The sequence below is a fragment of the Brevundimonas vitisensis genome, from assembly GCF_016656965.1.
GTDB classification, from domain to species: Bacteria; Pseudomonadota; Alphaproteobacteria; order Caulobacterales; family Caulobacteraceae; genus Brevundimonas; species Brevundimonas vitisensis.
This window is the reverse complement of record NZ_CP067977.1, coordinates 1,050,230-1,076,070: the sequence shown is the minus strand read 5'-3', so window position 1 is coordinate 1,076,070 and position 25,841 is coordinate 1,050,230. Positions and strand designations below refer to the sequence as shown.

Genomic DNA, 25,841 nt, shown 5'->3' with positions numbered 1-25,841 from the left:
AACGGGGGCCGCAGCTTGCCGCGACCCCCGCTGTCCGCCTCAGTGCGGCATCAGCACTCCGTCGATCGCGTGGATGACGCCGTTGGACGCCGCGACGTCCGCTACCACGATGTCGAAATGGTCGCCGGCGGCGTCGGTCAGGCGCAGCCGCCCACGCCCTGCGGCGGTCACCACCAGTTCGCCACCTTCGACCGTGGTCAGGGTTGCACGGCCGTTGCCGACGCGCACGGCGGTCGCCAGGTCAGCCGCGCTGATCCGGCCGGCGACGACGTGATAGGTCAGGATCTGGACCAGCCGATCCCGCTGGCGTGGCTGCAGCAGTCCCTCGACCGCACCCTGCGGAAGGGCATCGAAGGCCTCGTTGACGGGCGCAAAGACGGTGAAGGGCCCAGACCCGTTGAGGGTGTTCACCAATCCGGCAGCCTGAACGGCGGCCACCAGTGTGGAGAAGCGGCTGTCGCCTGCGGCCACCGCCACGATGGTGCGCGCGTGACGATCATGGGTGGCCGTATGGCTGGCCGGAGACGGCGTCGCCTGGGCGATGGCGCCACCAAGGCAAAGGGTGGCAGCGGCGGCCAGGGCCGTGGTCTTGAAGACAGTCGAAAGAGACATGAGGCGCTCCTGTTCGGGACTGCGCCGCCGGGATCGGTGACGCCAACAAGCTACGCCGTTGCGAGCCGAAAGATGATGGGTCCGAGGTTAAATATCGTTCATATTCAACAGCTTAGGTCGAAAAAAATAGCCGCCGTCCTCGCGGGCGGCGGCTATTCGTCAAACTGATCTAAAGGTGCGGCCTAGTCGGGCGGCCGCTCCGAATCGCTGGATCAGTTGGGCATCACGACCGTGTCGATGACGTGGACCACGCCATTCGACTGCATGACATCGGCCTGGGTCACCGTGGAGGTGCCGCCCGCTTCGTCGGTCAGGATGACCGAGCCGTTGGCACCGGCCGTTGCCGTCAGAGTGCCGCCTTCGACCGTGGTCAGGCGAGCCGTGCCGCCACCAGCCTGAATCTGCGACGTCAGGTCAGCCGCGGTGATGCGGCCGGGCACGACGTGATAGGTCAGGATCTTGGTCAGGTCGGCCTTGCCGGCGGGGGCCAGCAGGCCTTCACGCGTGGCGGCGGGGATCTTTTCGAACGCCGCATTGTCCGGCGCGAAGACGGTGAACGGACCGGGGCCGCTGAGGGTCTCGACCAGATCGGCCGCGGTCACGGCGCTGACCAGGGTGGTCAGGTTGGAGGCCTTCGAGGCGTTGGCGACGATGGTTTCATTCGGGCTCATGGCAGCACCGCCGACGACCGGGTCCGTAGAGGCGGCGGCCGGAGCCATGGCCCCTTCGGTCGAGGCGGCGTCGGTGGTCGCGGGTTCTTCGGCCGCGGGGGTGCAGGCGGCGACGGCGATCATCGCGGCAGCGGATACGGAGGCGAGGCCGAGGGTACGGAGAATGGACATGGATGCGTTTCCTGAGCTTGACCGCTTAAACGCGCGGCATGGTGCAACTACTGCTCAGCGCCGGAATGGATGCGCCGACCATCACGAAAAGCGGCGCGACATGTGACCGCAGGTGACGACGGCGTGACTTTCAGTCCACCAGGAAGCCGGTCAATGCGCCCCAGCTTCTGGCCTTCTCGGCCAAGGGCCGGGCATGGGCGGGACTGGACGAGGGCAGGGTCAGCAGGGCCAGGGATGACGGGACAGGGTCCAGCACCTTGCGCCCCAGCGCCGAAGCCTTGGCCCCGTTGAAGCCTATGGCGCGCAATGCCGCCAGCTGCCCGACCAGTCCGCGCAGATCGGCCGCCTGGGGCGTTCTGATTGCGCTGTCCAGACTGCCTTGCCGCTCTGCCGAGGCGATGACATCCCACAGGCCGACATGAGCTTCCGCCAGCGCTTCGAGGCGCTCTGCATAGGGCATCGGTGCCAGATCGCGTCCGATCACCGGACCCATAAGCCGCCAGAAGTCATTGCGCGGGTGGGCATAATACTGACCGGCCGCCAGCGACGCCTCTCCGGGCAGACTCCCCAGGATCAGCACCCGCGTCCCCGGCCCGGCGATCGGGCGGAAGCCGGTCCGAGGACCCGGCCCCGGCGAGATCATCGTCCCGCATTCCTCAACCAGCCGACGACCGACAGGCGAGGGGCCTGCGCATAGGCCGCGACGGGGGCGACGGAATGATACTGTGGCACGCTGAAGAGCGTGAGGGTGTTCCAGCGCGGGGCGTGGCCACGGATCACATCGCCCGCCGCATCGTGAAACAGCAGCTGACCGCCCCAGTCCGCACGCCATTGGCGCGTCAGTCCCAGGGTATAGGCCACCAGCCGGTCGCTGGCCTCCGATCCCACATCGTTGTGCAGGCCGATGAAGTCGCCGGGACGATAGCGGGTCAGTTGGCCGTCCGCCTTGACGATGTCCGTCCGTCCGGTGATCGCCGTGGTCAGCCGGACGAAGTCGGCGTTGAGGAACTCCGTAAGCCCGTGGACCGGGTGCCCGGGATCGCGACCGGCGAGATAGGCCGTGATCAGCGGATAGGCGAGATAGAGAAAGCCATAGCCCGATCCCGCCTGGGTCATCATCCGGCGCAGTCGCTGTTGCAGCGCAGCCTCGCCCTGACCGACGATCTCCTTGCGCCCCAGCACGGCCGGGCGTCCGTCCTCCCCCTGAAATGCCAGGTCCCAGTCTATTCGGGCCTCCAGAAGCTCGGCCAGGAATCCCGCCGTCTCCGGCGTGAAGATATCCGGAACCTGCACCCATCCATCGCGGCGATAGGCGGCAGCGGCTGCCGCAATGTCCAGATCGGGATTAAGCCGGAGGGGGGCCTGGCTCATCAGCCGTGACCGAAGACCCGGGCGAACACGGTGTCCACATGTTTGGTGTGATAGCCGAGGTCGAACAGGGCCTCGAGCTGGTCATGGGGCAGGGTGACCCGGGCGTCAGCCTTCAGGAAGTCCAGGAAGCGGCCCTCGCCGCGCCAGACCTTCATGGCGTTCTCCTGAACCGCGGCATAGGCGTCTTCGCGTGACACGCCCGCCTGCGTCAGTGCCAGCATCACACGTTGCGAGTGAACCAGACCGCCCAGCAGGTTGAGGTTCTTTTCCATATTGGCCGGATAGACCTGCAGCCGCTCGACCACGCCAGCCAGCCGGTGCAGCGCAAAATCCAGATGGATTGTGGCATCGGGTCCGATGCCGCGCTCGACCGAGGAATGGCTGATGTCCCGCTCGTGCCAGAGGGCCACGTTCTCCATGGCCGGGACGACGGCGGAGCGGACCAGGCGCGCCAGGCCGGTCAGGTTCTCGGTCAGGATGGGGTTGCGCTTGTGCGGCATGGCCGACGACCCCTTCTGGCCGGGATCGAAAGGCTCTTCGGCCTCCAGCACCTCGGTGCGCTGCAGGTGCCGAATCTCGACGGCCAGCCGCTCGACGGAGGAGGCCATCACGCCCAGGGCGGCAAAGAAGGCGGCGTGGCGATCGCGCGGGATCACCTGGGTCGAAACGGGCTCGACGGTCAGGCCCATCTTTTCGGCGACATAGGCTTCGACCGCCGGATCGACGTTGGCAAAAGTGCCGACCGCGCCGGAGATGGCGCAGGTGGCGATTTCTTCGCGCGCGGCCAGGATGCGGCGGCGAGCCCGCTGGAACTCGGCATGATAGCCGGCCAGTTTGAGGCCGAAGGTGACCGGCTCGGCGTGGATGCCATGGCTGCGGCCGACGCAGACGGTGAACTTGTGCTCCGTCGCCCGCTTCTCCAGCGCCGCCAGGACGCGGTCGATGCCGACCACCAGCATGTCCGAGGCCCGGGCCAGCTGGACCGAGAAACAGGTGTCCAGCACGTCCGAGGACGTCATGCCCTGGTGCAGGAAGCGCGCTTCCTCGCCGACCGTCTCGGACACATGGGTCAGGAAGGCGATGACGTCATGTTTGGTGGTGCGCTCGATCTCGTCGATGCGATCGGCATTCCAGACGACGTCCTTGCCCTTGGCCCAGATGGCCTCGGCGGCCTCGGTCGGAATGACGCCGAGTTCGGCCATCTTGGTCGCGGCATGGGCCTCGATCTCGAACCAGATCGAATATTTGGTCTCCTGCGACCACAGGGCGACGGCGTCGGGGCGGGCATAGCGGCTGATCATGGGGCTCCTAAAGGCTTTCGCCGCCGAATCTGTCAAGGAATGCCGTGACGGCATTTCAGGAGGGCGCGATGGAATTGGTGATCGGTGACAAGGCTTATTCGACCTGGTCCCTTCGCCCGTGGCTGGTGCTGAAGCGGTGCGGGGCGACCTTCGACGAGGTCGTCGTCGCCCTGAACCAGCCGGATACGGCGGCGCGGATTGCCGAACACTCCCCCACGGGCAAGGTGCCGGTGCTGAAGGTCGACGGTGAGACCATCTGGGACTCCATGGCCATCGCCGTCTGGTGCGCCGAGCGGTTTCCCGATGTCCCGCTGTGGCCCGCCGATGCCCATGCCCGCTGGCTGGCCCGATCGGTGGCCTGCGAAATGCACGCGGGCTTCGGAGCGCTTCGGACCGTGTGCGCCATGGGGCCTGAGCATTCCATGGTGGGGCCAGACCGGGCCGATCCTCCGAGCGACGATGCGGTGCGGCAGGAAGTGATCCGGCTGGTCGAGATCTTCCGCACCATGCGTGCCCGGTTCGGTCAGGGCGGTTCCTATCTGTTTGGGGCGTGGTCAGTGCCGGATGCCTTCTTCACCCCGGTGGCCGCGCGCATCCGCCACTATCGCATCGATCTGGCCGAGCATGGCGACAGCGATGGGGTTGCGGCGGCCTATGTGGCGACCCTGCTGGAACAGCCTGACTTCCTGGAATGGGGCCGTGACGCCTGAGCCACACCGGCGTTAACTTAATCGCAGAACGTGGTTTTAAGGGAACGGGCGCAGGGTCAGCGGATTGAGGGTGCAGACCCTTTCCGGAAGCTCGTCATGGACCGCCCACTCAACACCGCTCAGGATCAGGCCGCCACCCCGCAGCCCTCGGTCGTGTCCGTGGCTGTGGGCATCCTGGTGTCGTGCTGTCTGTCGGCGCTGTTGCTGTCCAGTCTGATCTGACGATCAGTTCTCGGGCTCGGGGGCAGTGGCGATGATGGCCGGCAGCGACAGCGGTGCCGGGGGCGGCGGAACATAGTCCAGGCTGATCGGAATGGCCGTGGCACCGGACGCCACCGCATCCAGAGTATGCAGCGGGCCGCCCATCATCCGCTGATAGATCCAATAGGCGGCGACGACCTTTTCGACATAGTCGCGTGCCTGGGGCACATCGATCGTTTCGATCAGCAGCAGCGGGTCCGCATCGGGACCCAGTTTGCGGATGGCACCGATCATCGGACCGGGGCCGGCGTTGTAGGAGGCGGCAGCGCGCAGCAGATCGCCTTCCATCACCGGCATGGCCAGCACCCGGGCGACATAGCCCTGGCCCAAGCGCAGGTTCACCGCAGGCTGCAGCAACCTGCTCGGATCTGTGATGAAGCCCCGATCCCCGGTCATTTCCGCCGCCGTCGCCGGCATCACCTGCATCATCCCATACGCTCCGGCACCCGACCGCGCTCCGGCGTTGAAGTTCGTCTCCTTGCGGGCGATCGCATAGACCAGGGCCCGCTCGATCACGAAGCCGCCCTCGGGCTGCAGGTCGGGCATCGGATAGTGTTCGGCATCGATGCGTTCTGCCTGGCGGTGGGCGTTGGTGCGCCTCAGGCCCAGGGCCCCGGTCAGTCCTCGCCACAGCCGCCGTGCGCCGTCGTCGACCGCTGTGCGGAATCCGGTTCGCAGTTCGGTCTCGGCCTCGTCGCGTCGGCCAATCTCATAATAGGCGACGGCGCGGCGGGCGCGCGGATCGTCGCGGACGAAGGCCTCCAGCTCGCGCTGATCGATCTCTTCCTCGGCCTCCGGGCGATAGGCGACCGCTCGGGTGGCCTGATAGGGGACCGGCCCGGCATTCTCGATTACCGGCTCCTCGCCCAGTTGCCGCATGGCAATCTGGCCATAGAAGGTGGCAGGCCAGCGGGCGGCCAGGCGCAGGAAGGGCTGAACCTGATCCTGCCGCCCTGATCGTCCGGCGGCGCGCGCCGTCCAGAAGGCCCCGGCAGAGCGGACCCAGGGGTCCTCGGTCGGATCTTCGGCGACACGCTGGAAGGCGCGAAAGGCATCGTCCCAGGACGACAGCCGCCAGGCCGCCAGCCCCGCCGTCCACCAGTCGCCGGTCTCGACCCCCATGGCATAGGCGCCGGTCAGGTCATCGGCATTGTAGGCGATCCGGGCCGCCTTGGTCGGATCGTCCGGCATGGCCCCGCCACCGGGTGAGGGCCGCCGGTTCCAGACGCGGCCGTTGGCCCCGGACGGCCTTCGCGGCTCAGCCGCCCCGTCGGGGCGTCGCCGCATGGCCAACTGATAGACGCGCGGCGCATCCGGCAGGTCGGAGTATTCCTCGAGCCAGGCGACCAGTTCCTCATAGGTGGCGACATGGTCGTTATGGAACAGGCGCTCGAACTCGACCTGCCCCAGCAGGACGCGGTCCTGGGCCTGCCGGGCCGCCTCGCGCGCGGCGTCCAGATCGCCTCGGCGGATCGCGTCAAAGGCGGTGGTGTAGCTGAGCCGATCCGCGCTGCTGAGGGCGCGCGGCACGCTGCGCGCGGCCGTCTGGGCCAGGGCAGGCGATGCCAGTCCCAGCACCATTGCCAGGGAAACCGCGGTGCCGGTCGCGGCCAGGGCGCGCAGTCTCGTCATCATCAATGGCGGCCCCTTTGGCGGCATATCGGCCCGTCTCGAATTGGGCCTCGCACGTCTCATTTGCGGTCGGCAGGCAGAAACAGTGCCACGCCCCCCGGCGGGTCGGAAACTCGCGTCTCAATGGGGCGAGATTGAGTCAGTCAGCCTGTTCCAGCCGGACCGCCAACGCCAGCAGATCGGCCCAGGCCTGCTTCTTGGTCTGAGGCTGGCGCAGCAGGAAGGCCGGATGCAGCGTCGGCATCACGGGTGCAGAGACATTGCCCTCCGCCAGACGCCACTCGCGCCATTGCCCGCGCAGTCGCATGATGCCCTCGTCGCTCTGCAGCACGGACTTCGACGCCGCCCCGCCCAGCAGCAGAACGGCCCGAGGCTGCATCAGCGCAAAGGTCCGTTCCACGAAGGGGGCACAGACCGCCTGTTCCGCCGGGCTGGGGGTGCGATTGCCCGGCGGTTGCCAGAAGACGGTATTGGTGATGAAGACCTTTCCCTCCAGCCCCGCCGCCGCCAGCATGCGGTCCAGCAGCCGCCCCGCCTTGCCGACGAAGGGTTCGCCGCGCTCGTCCTCTTCGGCCCCGGGCCCCTCGCCGATGACCAGCACAGGGGCCGCCGGATCGCCGCGACCGAAGACCGACTGCCGGGCTCCCATGCCACGCAGCGGACACCCCTCGAAATCCGCCACGGCCTTGGCCAGGGCCTCCAGACTGTCGGCCGCCGTAGCCAGGCGGCGCGCCTCCGACACGGAATCGTTGAGGCCAGCACCGCTCAGCGGCAGGGGCGTCACCGTGGCGGTGGCCCGGGCGACCGCCTTGGCGGCCGGTGGCGGAGCAATGTGGGTGCGATCAATCGGCGCGTCGGCATAGCAGGCGTCGACGCCTGCATCGCGCCAGAAGGCCAGCAGGGCCTCGGTCGCGGCCAATTCGATCGTTGATGCGTTCATGAGTTCGGACAGGGATAAGCCTTGACCGCCCGTGCGTCACCTTCCGATAAGGCAATGACCCCATTCTAGACGAGGAAATGCAATCCATGGCCGATGAAGCCATCGAAGGCGGCGCAAAGAACGCCTGGCAGGACGCGGTGATCGACAAGCTGCCCGCTCTGGAAGCCCTGAGCGGCGTCGAGCGCGAGGTCATGGAGTATGACGTCGTCATCGTCGGCGGCGGCCCCGCTGGCCTGGCCGCAGCCATCCGCCTGAAGCAGCGGGCCGAGAAGGACGGCAAGGACATCTCCGTTGCCGTGCTGGAAAAGAGCGCCGAGGTCGGCGGCCACATCCTGTCCGGCGCGGTCATCGACCCGCGCGCCCTGTCGGAACTGTTCCCGGACTGGAAGGAACGCGGTGCCCCTCTGGAGACACCCGTCACCAAGGACCGGTTCATGATCCTGGGCCCCATGGGACAGGTGTCCCTGCCGATGGCCCTGCTGCCGCCGATGATGCACAACGACGGCTGCTACATCGCCTCCCTTGGCAATGTCGCGCGCTGGCTGGGCGAACAGGCCGAGGCCCTGGGCGTCGAGGTCTATCCCGGCATGGCCGCCAGCCATGTGGTCTGGGAAGAGGAAACGGGCCGGGTCAAGGGCGTGGTCGCCGGCGTCTTCGGCATCGACAAGCATGGCCAGCCGACCGGGGATTTCCAGCCCGGCATCGAGCTGCACGGCAAATATGTCTTCATCGCCGAAGGGGTGCGGGGCTCGCTGGCCAAGACCATCATGGCGCGCCACAACCTGTGCGATGAGGCTGAGCCCCAGAAGTTCGGCATCGGCCTGAAGGAGCTGTGGCAGGTCCCGGCAGAGAAGCACCAGCCCGGCCTGGCCCAGCACACCACCGGCTGGCCTCTGGATGAGTTCACCGGCGGCGGCAGCTTCATGTACCATTTCGGCGATCGCTATGTGGCGATCGGCTATGTCGTCCACCTGAACTACAAGAACCCCTATCTGTCGCCCTTCGACGAGTTTCAGCGGTTCAAGCATCATCCGGCGATCAGCGAACACCTGGAGGGCGGCACCCGCATCTCCTACGGTGCGCGGGCGATCACCGAGGGTGGCTTCCAGTCGGTGCCCCAGCTGTCGTTCCCCGGCGGTGTTCTGATCGGCTGTTCCGCCGGTTTCGTGAACGTGCCCCGCATCAAGGGCAGCCATAATGCGATGAAGACCGGCATGTTGGCCGCCGACGCTGCCTATGACGCGGTCATGGCGGGCCGGTCCGGCGATCAGCTGGTCGAGTATCAGGCGGCCTATGAAAAGAGCTGGGTCTATCAGGAGCTGAAGCGCGTCCGGAACGCCAAGCCGCTGCTGACCAAGTTCGGCACCACCCTGGGTGGGGCGCTGGGCCTGTTCGATATGTGGTTCGGCACCCTTTTCGGCGGCCTGTCGCTGTTCGGCACCCAGAAACACGTCAAGACGGACGCCGCCTCCACCGAGCTGGCGGCGAAGCACAAGCCCATCGTCTATGCCAAGCCGGACGGAAAGCTGTCGTTCGACAAGCTGTCGTCGGTGTTTATCTCGAACACCAACCATGCCGAGGAGCAGCCTGCGCATCTGAAGCTGCTGGACCCCAGCGTGCCGATCCAGGTCAACCTGCCCAAATATGGCGAGCCTGCGCGGCTGTACTGCCCCGCCGGGGTCTATGAGGTGCTCTACGACGAGGACGGCAAGTCCAATCCGCGCTTCCAGATCAACGCCCAGAACTGCGTCCACTGCAAAACCTGCGACATCAAGGATCCGTCGCAGAACATCGTCTGGACGACACCGGAGGGCGGCGGCGGGCCGAACTATCCGAATATGTGATCGCCCCTCGCCGCACGGGCGAGGAATCCTACATCCCGGCGGCGAGAGGCCTTGCGGCGGACATACAAACCGATGACCTTGTCGCTCATGCATGGTCTTCGCTTCTCCCTGATGTTGTCCGCTGCCCTGGTGGTGGCTGTTCCGGTCCTGGCCCAGGAGCCTGAGGTACAGGAGCCTGTGGCCAAGCCGCCCGTCACCGAGCCGTCGAACGCCGAGCCCAGGCCGGTCGAGGCCATGCCCCCGGCGGTGGTCGCTCCCGGCCCGGCTGTTCAGCCGCCGGAGCCCGAAGCCATCGTCGCGATCCCTGCGGAGTGGTCGCCGGTGCCGACCACGGCGGAGGGGACGACCGCCTATGGCCTGTTCCTGGCAGGACGACTGGCCAACAGTCGCGGCGAAGGTGCGGTCGGCGCGGCCTATCTTCGACAGGCCTATGCCCTGACCCCTGAGCAGGTCCTGGTCCGCGACCAGGCGTTTCTGGCCAATCTGCTCAGCGGTGATCTGGATTTCGCGGCCCTGACCGCGCCGACGGGAGACACCGTATCGCCTGTCCTGAGCGAGGCGGGGCGGTTGGTCAGCGTGGTGCAGTCGTTCGCTGAGGGCGACCCCGACGCGGCCCTGGCCGTGATCGCCGAGCGCCCAATCGGCCGCCCTCACAACCGTGCCGGACAGTTCATTCTGCCCTTCATCGCTGCGGCGGCAGGCGATGAGGAACTGGCGACGCGTGCGCCCTCGCGCACTGCCCGCGATCCCGCAAGCCTGATCTCGCGGCACAATCGGGCGATGATTCTGGAACATCTGCGCCGGTATGACGAGGCGGATGCCGAGTATGGGCTGTTGATGGCTCAGCCTCTGGGACGGGCCAATTTCACGCTGTCTTACGGTGAGTTTCTGGAGCGTCGGGGTCGGCGGGCCGAGGCCGTTACCCTGTATGAACAAGCCCTGGCGGCTTCACCTGAGGATCGCCGCCTGAGCCAGGCCCGTGAGCGCGCGGCCGCCCGCCGCCGCCCGCCGCCTGCGCCGACCTTGAAAGAGGGCGCGGCCCAGGCCCTGTCGTCGGCCGCAGCCCTGGCCACCTCCGAAGGCGCGCACGAGTTCGCGGCGGTCTATCTGCGGCTGGCCCTCAGCGTCGATCCAGACGACGGGCTTCGTCTGGCCCTCGGTTCAGCGCTGAGCGAAGCCAGCCTGCATCCTGCGGCCCGAGCGGTTTTCGAGACGGTCTCGCCATCGAACCCGATTCTGTATTCGTCGGCCCGGACCCAGATCGGACTGAGCTGGCAGCAGGAAGACAATGCCGAGGCTGCGCTGACCGAGTTCCAGCGCGCCGCCCAGGCCACGCCGGACCAGCCCGAGATCGCCTATCTGCTTGCGGCGCAGCTTTTTACCACCGAACGCTATGACGAGGCGCTCGAGATCTTGAACGGCCCTCTGCTGAATACGGTGGATCAGGGGTTTGAGGTCTATTTCCTGCGCGGTGCAGCCTATGAGTCGCGCGGCGATGTGGTCCTGGCCGAAAATGCCCTGTGGGCGGCCTTGCAGCTTCGACCGGACGATCCCTCTGCCCTGAATTATCTCGGCTATCTGTGGGTCGACAGCGGCCGGCGGGTGGATCAGGGCGCCGAAATGATCGCGCGCGCCCATGCTGCCGATCCTCAGAGCGGCAACATCCAGGACTCGCTCGGCTGGGCCCAGTATCGCCAGGGTCAGTATGAGATCGCCGTCGAGACGCTCGAGCAGGCGGTCGACAAGGAACCGGCCAATGCCGAGATCAACGACCACCTCGGCGATGCCTATTGGCAGGTAGGGCGACGGCGCGAGGCGACATTTCAATGGAACCGCGTCCTGACGCTGGATCCCGATGCCCAGCGCCGCTCGGAAGTCGAGAAGAAACTGGCCGAAGGACTGGCACCGCCGACGCCGGTGTCGGACGGCGCTCGGCCCTGATCGCAGGCTGGCTGTGGTGACCGCCGTTTCGGACCTGGCGCGGGCCAAGGTCAATCTGTTCCTGCATGTCGGCCCGGTCGACGCTCAGGGCTACCATCCGCTGGCCAGTCTGGTCGCCTTTGCCGACATCGGCGACCGGATCGCCGTCGCGCCGGCCGATCGCTTGTCTCTGACGGTCACAGGGCCGTTTGCGGCAGGACTGGACGGGCCGGGCGAGAACCTGATCCTGACGGCGCTGCGGGCACTGGGGCACGCATGCGGCATCGGCGAGCCGCAGGTCGCGGTGACGCTGGACAAGCGGTTGCCGATCGCCGCTGGCCTGGGCGGCGGCTCTTCCGATGCCGGCACAGCGCTGCGCCTGACACGGCAGGTGTTGGCCCTGCCGATCGATGATGCGGCCCTGTCGCGGGTAGCGGCGACGGTGGGGGCCGACGGACCGATGTGTCTTTTTCCTCGGTCGGCCTGGGCCGAAGGTCGCGGTGACGTGCTGACGCCGGAGCCCTCTCTGCCGCCTCTGTTCGGCCTTCTGGTCAACCCCGGTGTGCCGTCGCCGACTGGAGCGGTCTATCGCGCCTATGACGATGGGCCGTTGCAATCGGCTGATCGCCCCGCACCGCCACGGTCATGGGGGACGGGCCAGGTGATTGCCTGGCTGGCCGCCCAGAGGAACGATCTGCAGGATCCGGCGGTATCCATGGCACCAGCCATTGGCCAGACCCTGACCACGGTCGCCGCTCTTCCGGGTGTCATCCTGACGCGGATGTCGGGGTCGGGGGCCACGGTGTTTGGCCTTTGCCGCGATCACGCCGCCGCCGAACAGGCGGCGACCCTTCTTCGTTCGTCACAGTATAAGGGATGGGTTTCGGCCTGTATTCTGGGCGATTGATGCCCCCATTGCGGGTTGTGAGGCAATTTTAAGACTATGCTGCGGCATTGGTCTTGAAATCGTCCGAATATAACCTTCGGTCAGTTATTCTTTTTCGCCAGATGTGGCCGATATGGAACTGGCGAGAACATTCAGGACTTGTTCATCGCAGTCTTTGACTGAAGCGACCGCACCGCCTCCCCCTCCCGCGGTCGTCCAAATGAGAAGGATACTGTCATGTTTCGTGCCCGTCTGATGACCGCCGCTGCGGCTGCCGCCCTGTTTGCCGCCCCCGCCGCCTTTGCCCAGGACGCCATGAGCCCGGCGCAGGACCCGGCTGCCGCGACCGCCCAGCCGGCCGCTCCCCAGGCCCAGGCTGCGGCCACGCCGGCCGTCGCCAACAATCTGATCGAGGTGTTGAAGGCGGATGGTCGCTTCACCACCCTGCTGTCCGCGATCGAACAGGCACAGCTGACCAATGTGCTTTCGACCACGCCCGCGATTTCGATCTTTGCGCCGACCGACGAGGCGTTCGCCGCCCTGCCTGAGGCCGACCGCACGCGCCTGATGGACCCGGCCAATGCCGAGGACCTGCGCGAGCTGCTGCTCTATCATGTCATCGTGGCTGACGTGAACTCGAGCCAGATCAATGGCGCGCGCGGTCCCGTGGAAACGGCGGCGGGCAGCCGCGTCCAGCTGGACGGCACGGGTGACGCGATCAAGATCGATGCCGCCACTGTGGTCCAGGCCGACATCGACGCTGGCAACGGCGCCGTCTTCGCCATCGACACCGTCCTGAACCCGGCCAACTCACAGGCGGCCATGGGCGATGAAGAGGCGGCCCCTGCGGCCGAAGCCACGCCGCCCGCCGAAGTCGATGAGACGGCTCCTGTGACCGAGGCCGCGCCGGCCCCGGTGCCGAGCGAGGAGGCTACTCCGATGCCGACCGAAGAGCCGACCACCGAAACGCCCCCGGTGGACCAGGAGACCCCGGCCGACCCGCAGTAATCGCGGGCTCCGGTTGAAGTCAGAGGCGGCGGGCTCTAGGGTCCGCCGCCTTTTGCTTTTGCGCCTTTCGAAAGCTTTCCGTGACTGTCCAGCCGCTTGCCTTCCAGGACCTGATCCTGACCCTGCACCGCTATTGGGGCGAACAGGGCTGCGCCATACTGCAGCCCTATGACGTAGAGGTCGGGGCCGGGACCCTGCACCCTGCCACCGTCCTGCGCGCGCTGGGCCCCCGCCCGTGGAAGGCGGCCTACGTCCAGCCCAGCCGCCGTCCCGGTGATGGCCGTTACGGCGAAAATCCCAATAGATTACAACACTATTACCAATATCAAGTCATTCTGAAGCCCAATCCGGACAACCTTCAGGAGCTGTATCTCGGCTCGCTGGCGGCAATCGGGATCGATCCGAAGCTGCACGATATCCGCTTCGTCGAGGACGACTGGGAAAACCCCACCGTCGGGGCCTGGGGCCTGGGCTGGGAGGTCTGGTGCGACGGCATGGAGGTGACGCAGTTCACCTATTTCCAGGGCGTCGGCGGGCTGGAAGTCGACGTCGTTTCGGGCGAGCTGACCTATGGGCTGGAGCGGCTGGCCATGTATGTCCAGGGCGTGGACAACGTCTATGACCTGAAGTTCACCAAGGAGGGTCTGACCTATGGCGAGGTCTTCCTGGAGAATGAGCGCCAGCAGTCGCAGGCGAACTTCCATGGCTATGACGTCGACGGCCTGAAGCGCCGGTTCGAGGACATGGAGGCCGAGTCGCGCCGCCTGCTCGCCATGACCGGACCTCAGGGCCAGCCTCTGGTTTTGCCCGCCTATGACCAGGTGCTGAAGGCGTCGCACCTGTTCAATCTGATGGACGCGCGTGGTGCCATCGCCGTCGCCGAACGCCAGAGCTACATCGGCCGCATCCGCGACCTGTGTAAGGCCTGCGCCGTCGCCTATGTCGAACAGGAAAGGGCGTCCGCCTGATGCCCCAGCTTCTTCTCGAACTGTTTTCCGAAGAAATCCCCGCCCGCATGCAGGCGGGGGCCGCGCGCGATCTGGCGCGGATGGCGACCGAGCGGCTGAAGGCGGCGGGTCTGGAGCATGAGGCCCTGACCACCTTTGCCGGTCCGCGCCGCCTGACCCTGGTGGTCGAGGGCCTGCCTGCGTCCACGCCCGACCGCGAGGAAGAGCTGAAGGGGCCGCGCACCTCGGCACCGGATCAGGCGCTGGAAGGTTTCCTGCGCAAGACCGGCCTGACGCGCGAACAACTGACCGAGCGGGACGGCGTCTGGATCGCGGTGGTGCGTCATTCGGGTCAGAAGACGACCGACCTGATCGCCGACATGGTCGAGGCGATCGTGCGGACCTTCCCCTGGCCCAAGTCGATGCGGTGGGGCGACGGAACCCTGCGCTGGGTGCGGCCGCTGAAGCGGATCCTGTGCCTGTTCGACGGCCATGTCGTGCGGTTCGAGATCGACGGCATCGTCGCCGAAAACGTCACCGAGGGGCATCGCTTCCTGGGCAAGGCGCGGCCCTTCACGGTCCACGACTTCGCCGATTACCGGAAGAAGCTGGAACAGCATTACGTCCTGCTGGACGCCGCCGACCGCAAGGTGCGGATCCTGGAGGCTGCCCGCGCCGCCTGCCACGAGCGGGGGCTGGATCTGGTTGATGACGACGGCCTGCTGGACGAGGTGTCGGGCCTGGCCGAATGGCCGACGCCGATCCTGGGCGAGATGGACCCGCAGTTCCTGGATCTGCCGCCCGAGGTGGTCCGCCTGTCCATGAAGGTGCACCAGAAGTATTTCGCCGTCCGCGATCCGGCGACCGGCAAGCTGGCCCCGAACTTCATCGTTGTCGCCAATGTCGAGGCGTCGGACGGCGGCAAGGCGCTGGCGGCGGGCAATTCGCGCGTGCTGTCGGCCCGGCTGAACGATGCCCGCTTCTTCTGGGACGAGGATCGCAAGGTCGGCTTCGAGACCTGGCTGAAGAAGCTGGAAGGCGTCACCTTCCACGCCAAACTGGGCACGATGGCCGAACGCGTCGATCGCATCGCCGCCCTGGCCCGCGAGATCGCCCCCCTGGTCGGTGCCGACCCCATTGAGGCCGAAACCGCCGCCCGCCTGTCCAAGGCCGACCTGGCCAGCGGCATGGTGGGGGAGTTCCCGGAACTGCAGGGGGTGATGGGCGGCTACTACGCCCGCGCCGACCACGGCGATGCCATCGCCGACGCCATCCGCGACCACTACAAGCCCCAGGGCCCGGCGGACTCGGTGCCGACCGCGCCCCTGACGGTCGCCGTCGCACTGGCCGACAAGCTGGACACCCTGGTCGGCTTCTTCGCCATCGACGAAAAGCCCACAGGATCGAAGGATCCATTCGCGCTGAGGCGGGCGGCGCTGGGGGTGATCCGGCTGGTGCTGGAGAATGGCATTGCTCCATTCTCAATCGGAAACGTAGCCGAAAAGTCTGGCTTGATTCTTGGGCGTCAACCCACAGCGCGACACGATCCTGAAGCTAGCGAGCTCGGCGATATCACTTTCAATCGGCTCGACATCGCTGCTGGCGGTGCGTTCGGCTATTGGACCGAAGTCGGGCTAGGCGAGACGTTCTGGTCCGAGAAGGCGTTGGATGCATCTAGCTTCTTCGCCGACCGCCTGAAGGTCCTTCTCCGCGACCAGGGCAGGCGCCATGACCTCGTCGACGCCGTTTTCGCCCTGGGCGACGACGACCTCGTGCGCATCGTGCGGCGGGTCGAGGCGCTGGATGCCTTTCTGGCGACCGATGACGGGGCGAACCTGCTGGCGGGGTACAAGCGGGCGTCGAACATCCTGCGGGCCGAGGCCAAGAAGGGCGAGCTGCCGACCGGCATGGTCAAGACCGGCCTACCGAACCAGCCCGAGGCGGAAACTGTCCTGGCCATGGCCACCGCCGCTGCCCGCACGGCCGTCGATACCGCGCTGGAGACCGAGGATTTCGCCGCGGCCATGACGGCGCTGGCGGCCCTGCGCGGTCCGGTCGACGCCTTCTTCACCGACGTCATGGTCAACTCGGACGTTCCGGCCGAGCGCGAAAACCGGCTGAAGCTGCTGGGGCAGGTCCGTGACGTCATGGGCCGCGTCGCCGACTTCGGTCAGGTGGCGGGGTAGGCCTTTCGAGGTCTCCCCACCCTTGAACGGGCAGACGAAAAGGGGAGGGTGCAATCGCGGGCGAGCCTCGCTAAGACGCTTGGCATGATCGCACGCCTTCGCCCCGTCCCCTTCGACCTCGGTCCTGTTCATTTCGTCGGTATCGGCGGCATCGGCATGAGCGGCATTGCCGAGATCATGCTGAAGATCGGCTATTCGGTTCAGGGCTCTGACGCCAAGGCCAGCGCCAATACCGTGCGGCTGGAGCGGCTGGGTGCGCGCATCTTCATCGGCCATGACGCCGAGCATGTGACCGATGGCGTTTCGGCCATCGTCTATTCGACGGCGGTCAAGGCGACCAATCCCGAGATGGTCGCGGCCCGCGAGCGCCGCATTCCCCTGGTCCGCCGGGCCGAGATGCTGGCCGAGCTGATGCGGCTGCAATTCTCGATCGCGGTCGGGGGGACCCACGGCAAGACCACGACGACCTCAATGGTGGCGGCCCTGCTGGATGCAGCGGGTCTGGACCCCACGGTGGTCAATGGCGGCATCATCAATGCCTATGGCACCAACGCCAAGGTCGGCGACGGCGACTGGATCGTTGTAGAGGCGGACGAGAGCGACGGCAGCTTCCTGCGGCTGAAGTCCACGGTGGCCATCGTCACCAATATCGACCCGGAACACCTTGATCATTATGGTGATTTCGACCGGGTGCGGCAGGCGTTCGTGGACTTTGTCGAGAATATTCCCTTCTACGGCTTTGCCGCCGTCTGCCTGGATCACCCGGAAGTGCAGCGGCTGGTGGCCCAGGTCGATAACCGGCGGCTGGTCACCTATGGCGTCAATCCCCAGGCCATGGTCCGGGCCGAGCATTGCGACATGGCCGCCGACGGCTGCCGGTTCGACGTGGTGATCCAGTCGCGCACGCCGGGGGGTGAGCCGACGCGGATCGAGGGCCTGCACCTGCCCATGGCGGGCTGGCACAATGTCGCCAATGCCCTGGCCGCCATCGCCGTGGCGCGCGAGCTGGACGTCTCGGACGCGGCGATCCGGGCGGGCCTGGCCGGGTTCGGCGGGGTCAAGCGGCGCTTCACCACCACCGGCGTGGTCGGCGGCGTCCGCATCGTCGACGACTATGGCCATCACCCGGTCGAGATCGCTGCGGTCCTGAAGGCCGCGCGCCAGGTGGCCCAGAAGGGCGAGGAGTCCGGCCGGGTCATCGCCGTGGTCCAGCCGCACCGGTTCACGCGGCTGCGCGACCTGATGGAGGACTTCTCCACCTGTTTCTCGGACGCCGACGCCGTCATCGTGGCCGACGTCTATCCGGCGGGCGAGGCCCCGATCGAGGGCGTGGACAAACACGCCCTGGTCGATGGCATCCGCCGCTTCGGCCATCGCTCGGTCCAGCCGCTGGAGGGCGTGGAGGTCCTGCCCGCCGTCATCGCGGCCGAGGCGAAGGACGGCGACCTGGTCGTTCTGCTCGGTGCCGGAGACATCACCCAGTGGGCCTATGCCCTGCCGGGGCAGTTGGAGGCGCTGGCGTGAGCGAGGAGAGCCAAGCTCTCGTCCAGGCTCTGCATCCGCCCGGCGTGCCGGGCGAAGATGATGACGTCCGGTTCTATGGCAGCAATCAGCGCGAGACGCTGGCGCACTACCGCCTCCTGTTCCCTGAACTGATCAGCTATCGCGGTGGCCTGTTCGTCAAGTCGCGGTTCGACCAGGCGATGATCGACGATCTATTTGATCAGGCGGAGTTCGGCGGCGGTGAGCCGGATATCGACACGGCCGAGGAGACCATCAACAGTGTCGGACTGCTCAATGAGGGTGAAGAGTATTTCGATCTCGACTTAGCCCGAGCGAATGCGGAAGCGATCGGCTGGGTTTGGAAACGGTGGGTGCGCGAAACCTATGCCCTCGAAATTGATCTGGTGATTTCCGTCGTCGATGCGGACCAGTGCTACATCACCTTCCGCTCCATCCGCGATCCTGGGATTGCAGCATGACCTGGCGTGACACCCTTCCCCCCGTGCGCGGCAAGCTGCTGCGGGACGAACCCCTTGCCCCCTTCACCTGGTTCCGGGTGGGCGGAAGCGCCGAGGCCCTGTTCATTCCGGCCGATGCTGATGACCTGGCCGATTTCCTGAAGGCGCTGGATGCGGCCGTGCCCGTGACCGTCCTGGGCGTCGGATCGAACGTCATCGTGCGCGACGGCGGGGTCGAGGGGGTGGTGATCCGTCTGGCTGGGCGGGCCTTTGCCGGCATCGCGACCGAGGGCGACACGATCACGGCGGGGGCTGGGGCCCTGGACGCCATGGTGGCCAAGGCTTCGGCCAAGGCGGGTCTGGCGGGGCTGGAGTTCTATGCCGGCATTCCGGGCACGATCGGCGGGGCGCTGGTCATGAATGCGGGCTGCTATGGGTCCGAGACCAAGGACGTGCTGGTGTCCGCCAGGGGCGTGACGCGCACCGGGGAATTGAGAGACTATTCGGTCGAGGACTTCGGCTACTCCTATCGCCACAACGGATACGACGAAGACATCCTGTGGATGGAGGCGACCTTCCGGGGCACGCGCGACGATCCCGCCGCCGTCGCAGGCCGGATTGCCGAGATCACTGCCCGGCGCGAGACGACCCAGCCGATCCGCGAAAAGACCGGCGGCTCCACCTTCAAGAACCCTCCGGGTCATTCGTCCTGGAAGCTGGTGGACGAGGCCGGATGGCGCGGCAAGCTGCACCGGGTGACCGGCGGAGGGGCGATGTTCAGCGAGTTGCACAGCAATTTCATGATCAATCCGGGCGAGGCGACCGCCGCGGACATCGAGGGTCTGGGCGAGGCGGTGCGCGCCGACGTTCAAAGTAAACTGAACGTAAACCTGGAATGGGAGATCAAGAGGATCGGCCGCCCTCTCTGAGCTCGCTCCTGTCATGAAACGCCCCCTCTCTGAACTGCACGTCGCCGTCCTGCTGGGCGGGCTGTCGTCCGAGCGGGCAGTGTCGCTGAGTTCGGGCGAGCAATGCGCCCTGGCGCTGGAGGGGCAGGTGGCGCGGGTCAGCCGTGTCGATGCGGGCCGGGACCTGGCCCAGGTGCTGACCGATCTGAAACCCGACGTCGTCCTGAACGCCCTGCATGGAGCCTGGGGCGAGGATGGCTGCGTCCAGGGCATTCTGGAGACGCTGCAGATTCCCTATTCCCACTCCGGCGTCCTGGCCTCGGCCCTGACGATGGACAAGGCCCGGACCAAGGCCGTGCTGCGTCAGGCGGGGGTGGAGGTGCCGGGCGGGGGCCTGTTCGACCGGCACGAGGTGGCGCGTCGCCACGTCATCGACCCGCCCTATATCATCAAGCCCAATGCCGAGGGCTCGTCCGTCGGCGTCTATCTGGTGGCAGAGGGCGATCCGACCCAGGCCGCGGTCGGGGCCGACGACTGGACCTATGGCGAGCAGGTGATGGTCGAGCCCTATATCCCTGGCAAGGAACTGGCCGTCGCCGTCCTGGGTGAGGCGGACGGCCCGCGCGCCCTGACCGTGACCGACATCACCCCGACCAAGGGCTTCTACGACTACGAGGCGAAGTATGCGCCGGGCGGTTCTGTCCACAGACTTCCGGCCGATCTGCCGCCCCATGTTTTTGAGGCGGCGCTGCGCCAATCCGAGCGGGCGCATGCCGCAATGGGTTGCCGAGGGGTTTCACGATCCGACTTTCGTTATGACGATGTTAAGGACGTTCTCGTTCTTCTGGAGGTCAACACCCAGCCGGGCATGACGCCGACCTCTCTGGTTCCAGAGCAGGCCGCCCATGTCGGGATGGGATATCGTGATCTGGTCCGGTGGATGGTGGAGGACGCCTCATGCCCGCGGTAGTGCGTGGCGGTCGGCGACAGAGTTCAAGTCAGGCTCCCAAACGGGCGGCGGCTCCGAAGGGGCCGGCACGCGGACGCGGGCCCCAGCGCAGGCCCCAATCCGCCTCTGGCGTACCGGGCAAGCTGGCGGCGATCGGCCGCCTGGACCTCTCGCCCCGTGCCGTTCTCATCTCCATCGCCGCCGGAACCCTGCTGCTGGTCGGCGTGATGGCGACCGGCTCGCGGGCCGAGCGCATCGGTGCGGCCTTCAGCCAGGGCATGGATGGCGTCACCGCCGGCATGGGCCTGAAGCTGCAGAAGGTCAGCATCGAGGGGGAATCGCCCGAGGCGACCCTGGCGATCCAGCAGGCGGTGCAGTTGTCGGCCGGACAGGCCATCACATCGATCGATCTGGACGCCCTGCGCGAGCGGGTGCAGGCCGTGGGCTGGGTCAAGGAGGCGCGGATCGTCCGCCTGCTGCCCAACACCCTGGTGATCCAGGTGGTGGAGCATGACCGCCTCGCCGTCTGGCAGTCCGCCGGTCAGGTCGTGGTCATCGACACCCAGGGACAGGTGATCCATGGCGCGGACCCCGGCCGTTACGCCGGACTGCCGCTGGTCGTGGGGCGCGGGGCCGATGAGGCAGCGGGCGAGATCGTTCCCCTGATCGCCCAGCGGCCGCGCCTGATGTCGCGCATGGATGCCCTGGTGCGTGTCGACGGGCGCCGATGGGATCTGCGTCTGAAGGACGGCAGTGTCATCCTGTTGCCCGCCCGGGATCCCGAGGCCGCGCTGATTCAGCTGGATGCGCTGGACCAGAGACAGCGCCTGCTGGACCTGGGGTTCACGCGCATCGACCTTCGGGTGCCCGAAGCCATTACCGTTCGGCTGACCGCCGACGACGCCTGAGCTTGAGTTGAGGATTGCGACGCATGGCCGGACACAAGGGTGAACTGACGCTGGATCAGGCGCGAGGAGCCGGGCGACTGCCGACGGTCGCGCTGGATCTGGGCCAGTCCAAGGTCGCCTGCTTCATCATGAAGCCGGACGGCGTGCGCCATGCCGACTCCACCATCCGTGTCGCGGGTGCCGGTCATGTCCAGTCGCGCGGCGTGCGGGGCGGGGCCATCGTCAATATGGACGAGGCGGCCCAGGCCATCGGCCAGGCCGTCGAACGGGCCGAGCGCGCGGCCGGGGCCCCGGTGTCGGGCGTCATCGTCTCGACCGCCATCGGCCAGATGGCCAGCCACAGGGTTCAGGCCGAGGTCTCGCTGGGCACCACGCCGGTCGGCGATGCGGACCTGGCCCGCGCCATCGGCATCGCCCTGGCCCAGATCAAGTTGCCGGACCGCCGCCCGATCCACGTCCTGCCGATCGGCTGGTCGGTCGACGGGGCGCGCGGCGTCCACGATCCACGCGCCATGCGCGGCAGCAAGCTGAGCCTCGACCTCCTGGTCGTGTCGATGGCCGAGGGGGCGTTCAGCGCCCTGGGGCACTGCCTGGCCCTGGCGCACCTGGACCTTCAGGGCGTGGTGGCGGCCCCGGTGGTGTCGTCGCTGGCGGCGCTGGAAGACGACGAAATGGACCTGGGCTGCGTCTGCCTGGACATGGGTGGAGGCTCGACCTCGGCCGCCGTGTGGGGCGGGCGCTCACTGCTGCACGTCGAAAGCGTGGGCTTTGGCGGCGATCATGTCACTTCTGACATTGCTCGGGGCCTGTCGACCTCGCGGGCAGGGGCCGAGCGTCTGAAGACCCTGCACGGATCGGCCATGGCCTCTCCGAACGAGGACCGGGAAATGGTCGAGGCTCCGCCGCGCGGCGAAGATGCCGCAGCAGGGGCGGTGGTCTTTCCGCGGGCCATGCTGAAGACGGTCATAGCTCCGCGGGTGGAAGAGACCCTGGAAATGCTGCGCGACCGGTTGCGCCGCGCCGGCGTCGGTCTGGAGCCGGGGACGGGACTGGTCCTGACCGGCGGGGCCAGCCAGCTGAACGGTGTGCGCGAACTGGCCGTGCGGGTGTTCGACCGGCCGGTGCGCCTGGGCCGGCCCCAGCGTGCGCCGCACCTGGCCGACGCAGCATCAGGCCCGGCCTTCTGCTCGGCGGCGGGCATTCTGCTGCGCGCCGCCTATGGCCCACGCGAAGCTGTCTCGGCCCGCAAGCTGATGGCCCGTCAGATCACCGCTGCCGACGCGCCCCGCGTTCACGGCGGCAATATGATCGTGCGTCTGTCCGGATGGCTTCGCGAAAACCTGTGATACGTCAGACGCGAAAGTGTGTCTTGATCGTGACGGTTCTGCGCCAATTTCCACCATGTCCCAGCCCGACACTTGCCTTGCTTGTGTCATGATCGCTAAGACCCATCCTCACACCGTTCGAGTCGATCAGTGTTTTGGTCCGACAGTTCTTCGGGGGATTCATAAGTGATCAAGTTTTCTAAAGAGCGACTTCTCAACTCGACCGTCGTCGCCGGTCTCGCCGTAGTCGGCATGATGGCCTTCGCCCCGACCGCGGTCATGGCGCAGGATCAAGACGAAGAAGAAGCCACCGAAGTCGACGAACTGGTCGTCGTTGGTTCGCGCATCCGCCGCGACACCTACAACTCGCCGTCGCCGGTTCAGGTCGTCACCCGCGAAGAAACCGTCCTCGCCGGTTACAACTCGACCACCCAGGTCCTGCAGGGCACGGGCGTCACGGGCGGCAGCTCGCAGATCAACAACGCCTTCGGCGGTTTCGTCACCGACGGTGGCCCGGGTGCCAACACCCTGTCGCTGCGCGGCCTTGGCCCGTCGCGGACCCTGGTCCTGCTGAACGGCCGTCGCGTCTCGCCGGCCGGTTCGCGCGGTTCGGTTGGCTCGGCCGACCTGAACGTTCTGCCGACCGCCATGATCGAGCGCATCGAAGTCCTGCGTGACGGTGCCTCGTCGATCTACGGTTCGGACGCCGTTGCCGGCGTCGTGAACATCATCACCCGCAACAACATCGAAGGCATCACCTTCGAAGGTCAGTACAACTTCCCGACCGAAGCCAATGGCGCGGGCGACCAGGCGCGTGTCTCGGTTGTCGGCGGCCTGAGCGGCGACCGCTGGCACATCTCCGGCTCGGCCGAGTACTACAACCGCGAAGAGATCGCCCTGGGCGATCGCGACTTCACGGCCTGTAACACCGACTACCGCCTGAATCGCGCCACCGGCCAGTTCAGCGACTTCATCGATCCGCTGACCAACGAGCGCAAGTGCTACCCGATCACCGGCACCGGCTCGAACGGCGTGACGATCAACACGATCGGTACCTCCTCGACCTTCGGCGCTCGCGCTGCTGGCGTTCCCAGCACCTACGCTGGCACCTTCAACCGCTGGCGTCCGAACTCGGCCGTCACGACCGGCCTGGTGGGCTATGAAGGCGTTGGCGCCACGGGCCTGAACCTGAACATCCGCGACACCTTCGAGCCGCGCATTCTGAACCGCTCGCTGATCTCGCCGGCTGAAGTGGCCACCGTCTTCCTGGAAGGCGCCTACGACCTGAACGCCCTCGGCAACGCCGAAGTCTACGGCGAACTGCTGGTCAACCGTCGTGAATCCAGCCAGACGGGCTACCGTCAGCTGTCGCTGGACTACAACCGCGGAAGCCTGCTGATCCCGGCCAACCTGCAGTTCTCGAACTTCCTGGCCCCGCAGCCGACCTCGCAGCCCGGCGTCAACGTCGGCGTCCGTGCCTTCATCGGCTTCGGCAACGACACCAGCACGCAGGAAAACGACTTCATCAAGTACACCGCCGGTATCCGTGGTGACTTCCTGCTGCCGGAATGGCGCTATGACCTGAACGTCAGCTACGCGCGTTCGGACTCGACCTATACCTTCGAGTCCTTCCTGACCAACCGCCTGCGCGACAGCTTGAACGTCGTCGTCGCTCCGGTCGGCACCCGCGCCGAACTGACCCGCACGGGCGTCCTGCCCACCGGTCTGACCGGCACGGTCACCTGCGCCGTCAACGTCACGAACCCGAGCGCCAACTGTATCCCGGCGCCGTTCCTGACGTCGCAGACCGTCGGCGGTGTCCTGCCCGAGAACTGGAAGAACTATGTCTTCCAGCCGGTCTTCGGCAACACGATGTACGAAGAGACCACGGTCACGGTCGGCATCGACGGTCCGCTGTTCTCGCTGCCCGCCGGTCAGATCATGGCCTTCCTGGGTGCTGAGTTCCGCGACGCCGAAATCGACGACACCCCGCCGCTGGACAGCATCAACAACAACCTGCTGAACCTGACGACCGCCCTGCCGACCCGTGGTACGGACTCGGTCTATGAAGTCTTCGGCGAACTGGAAATCCCGCTGCTGGCCAACCTGCCGCTGGCTCAGGAACTGACGCTGAACGTCTCGGGTCGTTACACCGACTACGACTCGTACGGCGACGACACGACCTACAAGGTCGGCCTGGTCTACACCCCGTTCGACTGGATCAGCCTGCGCAGCACCTACGGCACCTCGTACCGTGCTCCGGCGCTGTTCGAGCAGTTCCTGGGCGCCACCAGCGGCTTCCTCAACCAGTCCAGCGACCCCTGCAACAACTACGACGCTGCTGGCGTCTTCGCGAACCGCGCCGCCAACTGCGCCAGCGAAGGCCTGGCACCCGGCTTCACGGCCACGCAGGGCATCACGGTGTTCAGCCAGGGTGGTGCGGGTACGGGCGCTCTGGCGGCCGAAACCTCGTCGAACTTCACTGCCGGTATCATCCTGCAGCCTTCGCTCCCGACCTTCTTCGGCGATCTGTCGATCGCGGTTGACTACTACGAGATCGAAGTGAACGACGGCGTCAGCCGCGTGGGCTCCGGTGCGATCCTGTCGCGCTGCTACGACTCCACGGCTGCCGACTTCGCCGCCGACAACGGCCTGTGCCGCCTGGTGGAACGTTCGACCACCGGCAGCCGCGCTCTGACGGTCCGCGACAGCTACACCAACGTCTCGACCGACATCGTCGAAGGCATCGACTACAACGCGCGCTGGACCCGCGAACTGGGCCCCGGCTCGCTGCTGGCCAACCTGTCGGTCACCCAGTTCCTGACGCAGGCTTCGCAGCTGTTCGCCGATGATCCGCTGGACGAGTTCAACGGCACGATCGGCGCTCCGGAGTACACCGCGACTGCCGACCTGAGCTACGCCTGGGATCAGTTCCGCGTCCGTTACGGCGTGGAATGGATCGCCGGTCAGGACTCCTACGAGTACGTGGGTCTGTCGGGTCCGTCGGACTACGTCTTCGACACGCCGGACTACTACATCCACAACATGTCGGTGCAGTACGCGGCGGACGAGTTCACGATCACCGCCGGTGTTCGTAACCTGTTCGACGAAGACCTGCCCTCGATCTCGCAGGGTGCCTACAACCGGATCGGCAATGCGCCGCTCTACTCGGGCTACGATTACGTCGGACGCACGGGCTTCATCGCCCTGACCAAGTCCTTCTGATCCATCGGGTCTGACTAAAAGACTGGGGCGGCAGGTTTCGACCTGCCGCCCTTTCTTTTTGCCGCCAGGCTGGGTCCTGCCTGCGCGGGTCAGGCCGTCAGTTTC

Annotated in this window: 22 protein-coding genes; 15 read left to right on the top strand and 7 right to left on the bottom strand. The window is 66.7% G+C overall.

The features are described from left to right. Positions 1–39 precede the first annotated feature (39 nt). From JIP62_RS05325 to purB, 5 genes are all read right to left on the bottom strand, one after another. On the bottom strand, positions 40–612 hold the full coding sequence (locus JIP62_RS05325; RefSeq protein ID WP_201103865.1) for a fasciclin domain-containing protein: 573 nt from the start codon (positions 610–612) through the stop codon (positions 40–42). A 212-nt stretch (positions 613–824) separates the two neighbouring features. Beyond that, a complete protein-coding gene (locus JIP62_RS05320) occupies positions 825–1,454 on the bottom strand; it encodes a fasciclin domain-containing protein (RefSeq protein ID WP_201103864.1) in 630 nt (209 codons plus the stop codon). 130 nt (positions 1,455–1,584) lie between these two features. Continuing rightward, positions 1,585–2,097, bottom strand: a complete 513-nt coding sequence (locus JIP62_RS05315) for a DNA-deoxyinosine glycosylase (RefSeq protein WP_201103863.1) — start codon at positions 2,095–2,097, stop codon at positions 1,585–1,587. After that, the gene (locus JIP62_RS05310) at positions 2,094–2,825 is read right to left on the bottom strand and encodes a 2OG-Fe(II) oxygenase family protein (RefSeq protein ID WP_201103862.1); all 732 of its coding nucleotides are present in this window, start codon (positions 2,823–2,825) and stop codon (positions 2,094–2,096) included. Before JIP62_RS05310 ends, JIP62_RS05315 begins: the two co-directional genes overlap by 4 nt. Then, a complete protein-coding gene (gene purB, locus JIP62_RS05305; RefSeq protein WP_201103861.1) occupies positions 2,825–4,126 on the bottom strand; it encodes an adenylosuccinate lyase in 1,302 nt (433 codons plus the stop codon). Before purB ends, JIP62_RS05310 begins: the two co-directional genes overlap by 1 nt. Before the next feature lie 68 nt (positions 4,127–4,194). Between purB and JIP62_RS05300 the strand changes: the two genes are divergently transcribed. After that, positions 4,195–4,836, top strand: coding sequence for a glutathione S-transferase family protein (locus tag JIP62_RS05300; RefSeq protein WP_201103860.1), 642 nt, complete (start codon positions 4,195–4,197; stop codon positions 4,834–4,836). 96 nt (positions 4,837–4,932) lie between these two features. Further along, positions 4,933–5,058, top strand: coding sequence for a hypothetical protein (locus JIP62_RS15230; protein WP_269145470.1), 126 nt, complete (start codon positions 4,933–4,935; stop codon positions 5,056–5,058). A gap of 3 nt (positions 5,059–5,061) precedes the next feature. Here JIP62_RS15230 and JIP62_RS05295 read toward each other — a convergent pair whose 3' ends face one another. Beyond that, on the bottom strand, positions 5,062–6,732 hold the full coding sequence (locus JIP62_RS05295; protein WP_201103859.1) for a lytic transglycosylase domain-containing protein: 1,671 nt from the start codon (positions 6,730–6,732) through the stop codon (positions 5,062–5,064). 136 nt (positions 6,733–6,868) lie between these two features. Then, positions 6,869–7,669: a uracil-DNA glycosylase gene (locus tag JIP62_RS05290; RefSeq protein WP_201103858.1), complete on the bottom strand. Its 801-nt coding sequence runs from the start codon at positions 7,667–7,669 to the stop codon at positions 6,869–6,871. 191 nt (positions 7,670–7,860) lie between these two features. Between JIP62_RS05290 and JIP62_RS05285 the strand changes: the two genes are divergently transcribed. The 13 genes from JIP62_RS05285 to JIP62_RS05225 all read left to right on the top strand — a co-directional run bounded on the left by JIP62_RS05285 (position 7,861) and on the right by JIP62_RS05225 (position 25,736). Further along, a complete protein-coding gene (locus tag JIP62_RS05285; protein WP_230974902.1) occupies positions 7,861–9,513 on the top strand; it encodes an electron transfer flavoprotein-ubiquinone oxidoreductase in 1,653 nt (550 codons plus the stop codon). 72 nt (positions 9,514–9,585) lie between these two features. Beyond that, complete coding sequence (locus tag JIP62_RS05280) at positions 9,586–11,454, top strand: tetratricopeptide repeat protein (protein WP_201103856.1); 1,869 nt, start codon at positions 9,586–9,588, stop codon at positions 11,452–11,454. Between the two features lie 16 nt (positions 11,455–11,470). Next, positions 11,471–12,340 carry a 4-(cytidine 5'-diphospho)-2-C-methyl-D-erythritol kinase gene (locus JIP62_RS05275; protein WP_201103855.1) on the top strand — a complete coding sequence of 290 codons (870 nt, stop codon included), beginning with the start codon at positions 11,471–11,473 and terminating at the stop codon, positions 12,338–12,340. A 216-nt stretch (positions 12,341–12,556) separates the two neighbouring features. After that, positions 12,557–13,327, top strand: coding sequence for a fasciclin domain-containing protein (locus JIP62_RS05270; protein ID WP_201103854.1), 771 nt, complete (start codon positions 12,557–12,559; stop codon positions 13,325–13,327). A gap of 80 nt (positions 13,328–13,407) precedes the next feature. Beyond that, entirely contained in the window at positions 13,408–14,295 is an 888-nt protein-coding gene (locus tag JIP62_RS05265; protein WP_201103853.1) for a glycine--tRNA ligase subunit alpha, read from the top strand. Next, positions 14,295–16,460, top strand: a complete 2,166-nt coding sequence (gene glyS, locus JIP62_RS05260; protein WP_201103852.1) for a glycine--tRNA ligase subunit beta — start codon at positions 14,295–14,297, stop codon at positions 16,458–16,460. Before JIP62_RS05265 ends, glyS begins: the two co-directional genes overlap by 1 nt. An 84-nt stretch (positions 16,461–16,544) precedes the next feature. After that, positions 16,545–17,984 (top strand): UDP-N-acetylmuramate--L-alanine ligase, encoded by a 1,440-nt coding sequence (gene murC / locus JIP62_RS05255; RefSeq protein WP_201103851.1) that lies wholly within the window; start codon positions 16,545–16,547, stop codon positions 17,982–17,984. Next, positions 17,981–18,442 carry a hypothetical protein gene (locus tag JIP62_RS05250; RefSeq protein ID WP_201103850.1) on the top strand — a complete coding sequence of 154 codons (462 nt, stop codon included), beginning with the start codon at positions 17,981–17,983 and terminating at the stop codon, positions 18,440–18,442. The genes murC and JIP62_RS05250 overlap by 4 nt, the downstream gene beginning before the upstream one ends. Continuing rightward, positions 18,439–19,350, top strand: a complete 912-nt coding sequence (murB, locus tag JIP62_RS05245; protein WP_201103849.1) for a UDP-N-acetylmuramate dehydrogenase — start codon at positions 18,439–18,441, stop codon at positions 19,348–19,350. Before JIP62_RS05250 ends, murB begins: the two co-directional genes overlap by 4 nt. A gap of 13 nt (positions 19,351–19,363) precedes the next feature. Continuing rightward, on the top strand, positions 19,364–20,299 hold the full coding sequence (locus JIP62_RS05240; protein ID WP_201103848.1) for a D-alanine--D-alanine ligase: 936 nt from the start codon (positions 19,364–19,366) through the stop codon (positions 20,297–20,299). Next, positions 20,287–21,186 (top strand): cell division protein FtsQ/DivIB, encoded by a 900-nt coding sequence (locus JIP62_RS05235; RefSeq protein ID WP_201103847.1) that lies wholly within the window; start codon positions 20,287–20,289, stop codon positions 21,184–21,186. Before JIP62_RS05240 ends, JIP62_RS05235 begins: the two co-directional genes overlap by 13 nt. 23 nt (positions 21,187–21,209) lie before the next feature. Continuing rightward, complete coding sequence (gene ftsA / locus JIP62_RS05230) at positions 21,210–22,532, top strand: cell division protein FtsA (protein WP_201103846.1); 1,323 nt, start codon at positions 21,210–21,212, stop codon at positions 22,530–22,532. A 165-nt stretch (positions 22,533–22,697) separates the two neighbouring features. Beyond that, positions 22,698–25,736: a TonB-dependent receptor domain-containing protein gene (locus JIP62_RS05225; protein ID WP_230974875.1), complete on the top strand. Its 3,039-nt coding sequence runs from the start codon at positions 22,698–22,700 to the stop codon at positions 25,734–25,736. The last annotated feature ends 105 nt before the right edge of the window (positions 25,737–25,841 follow it).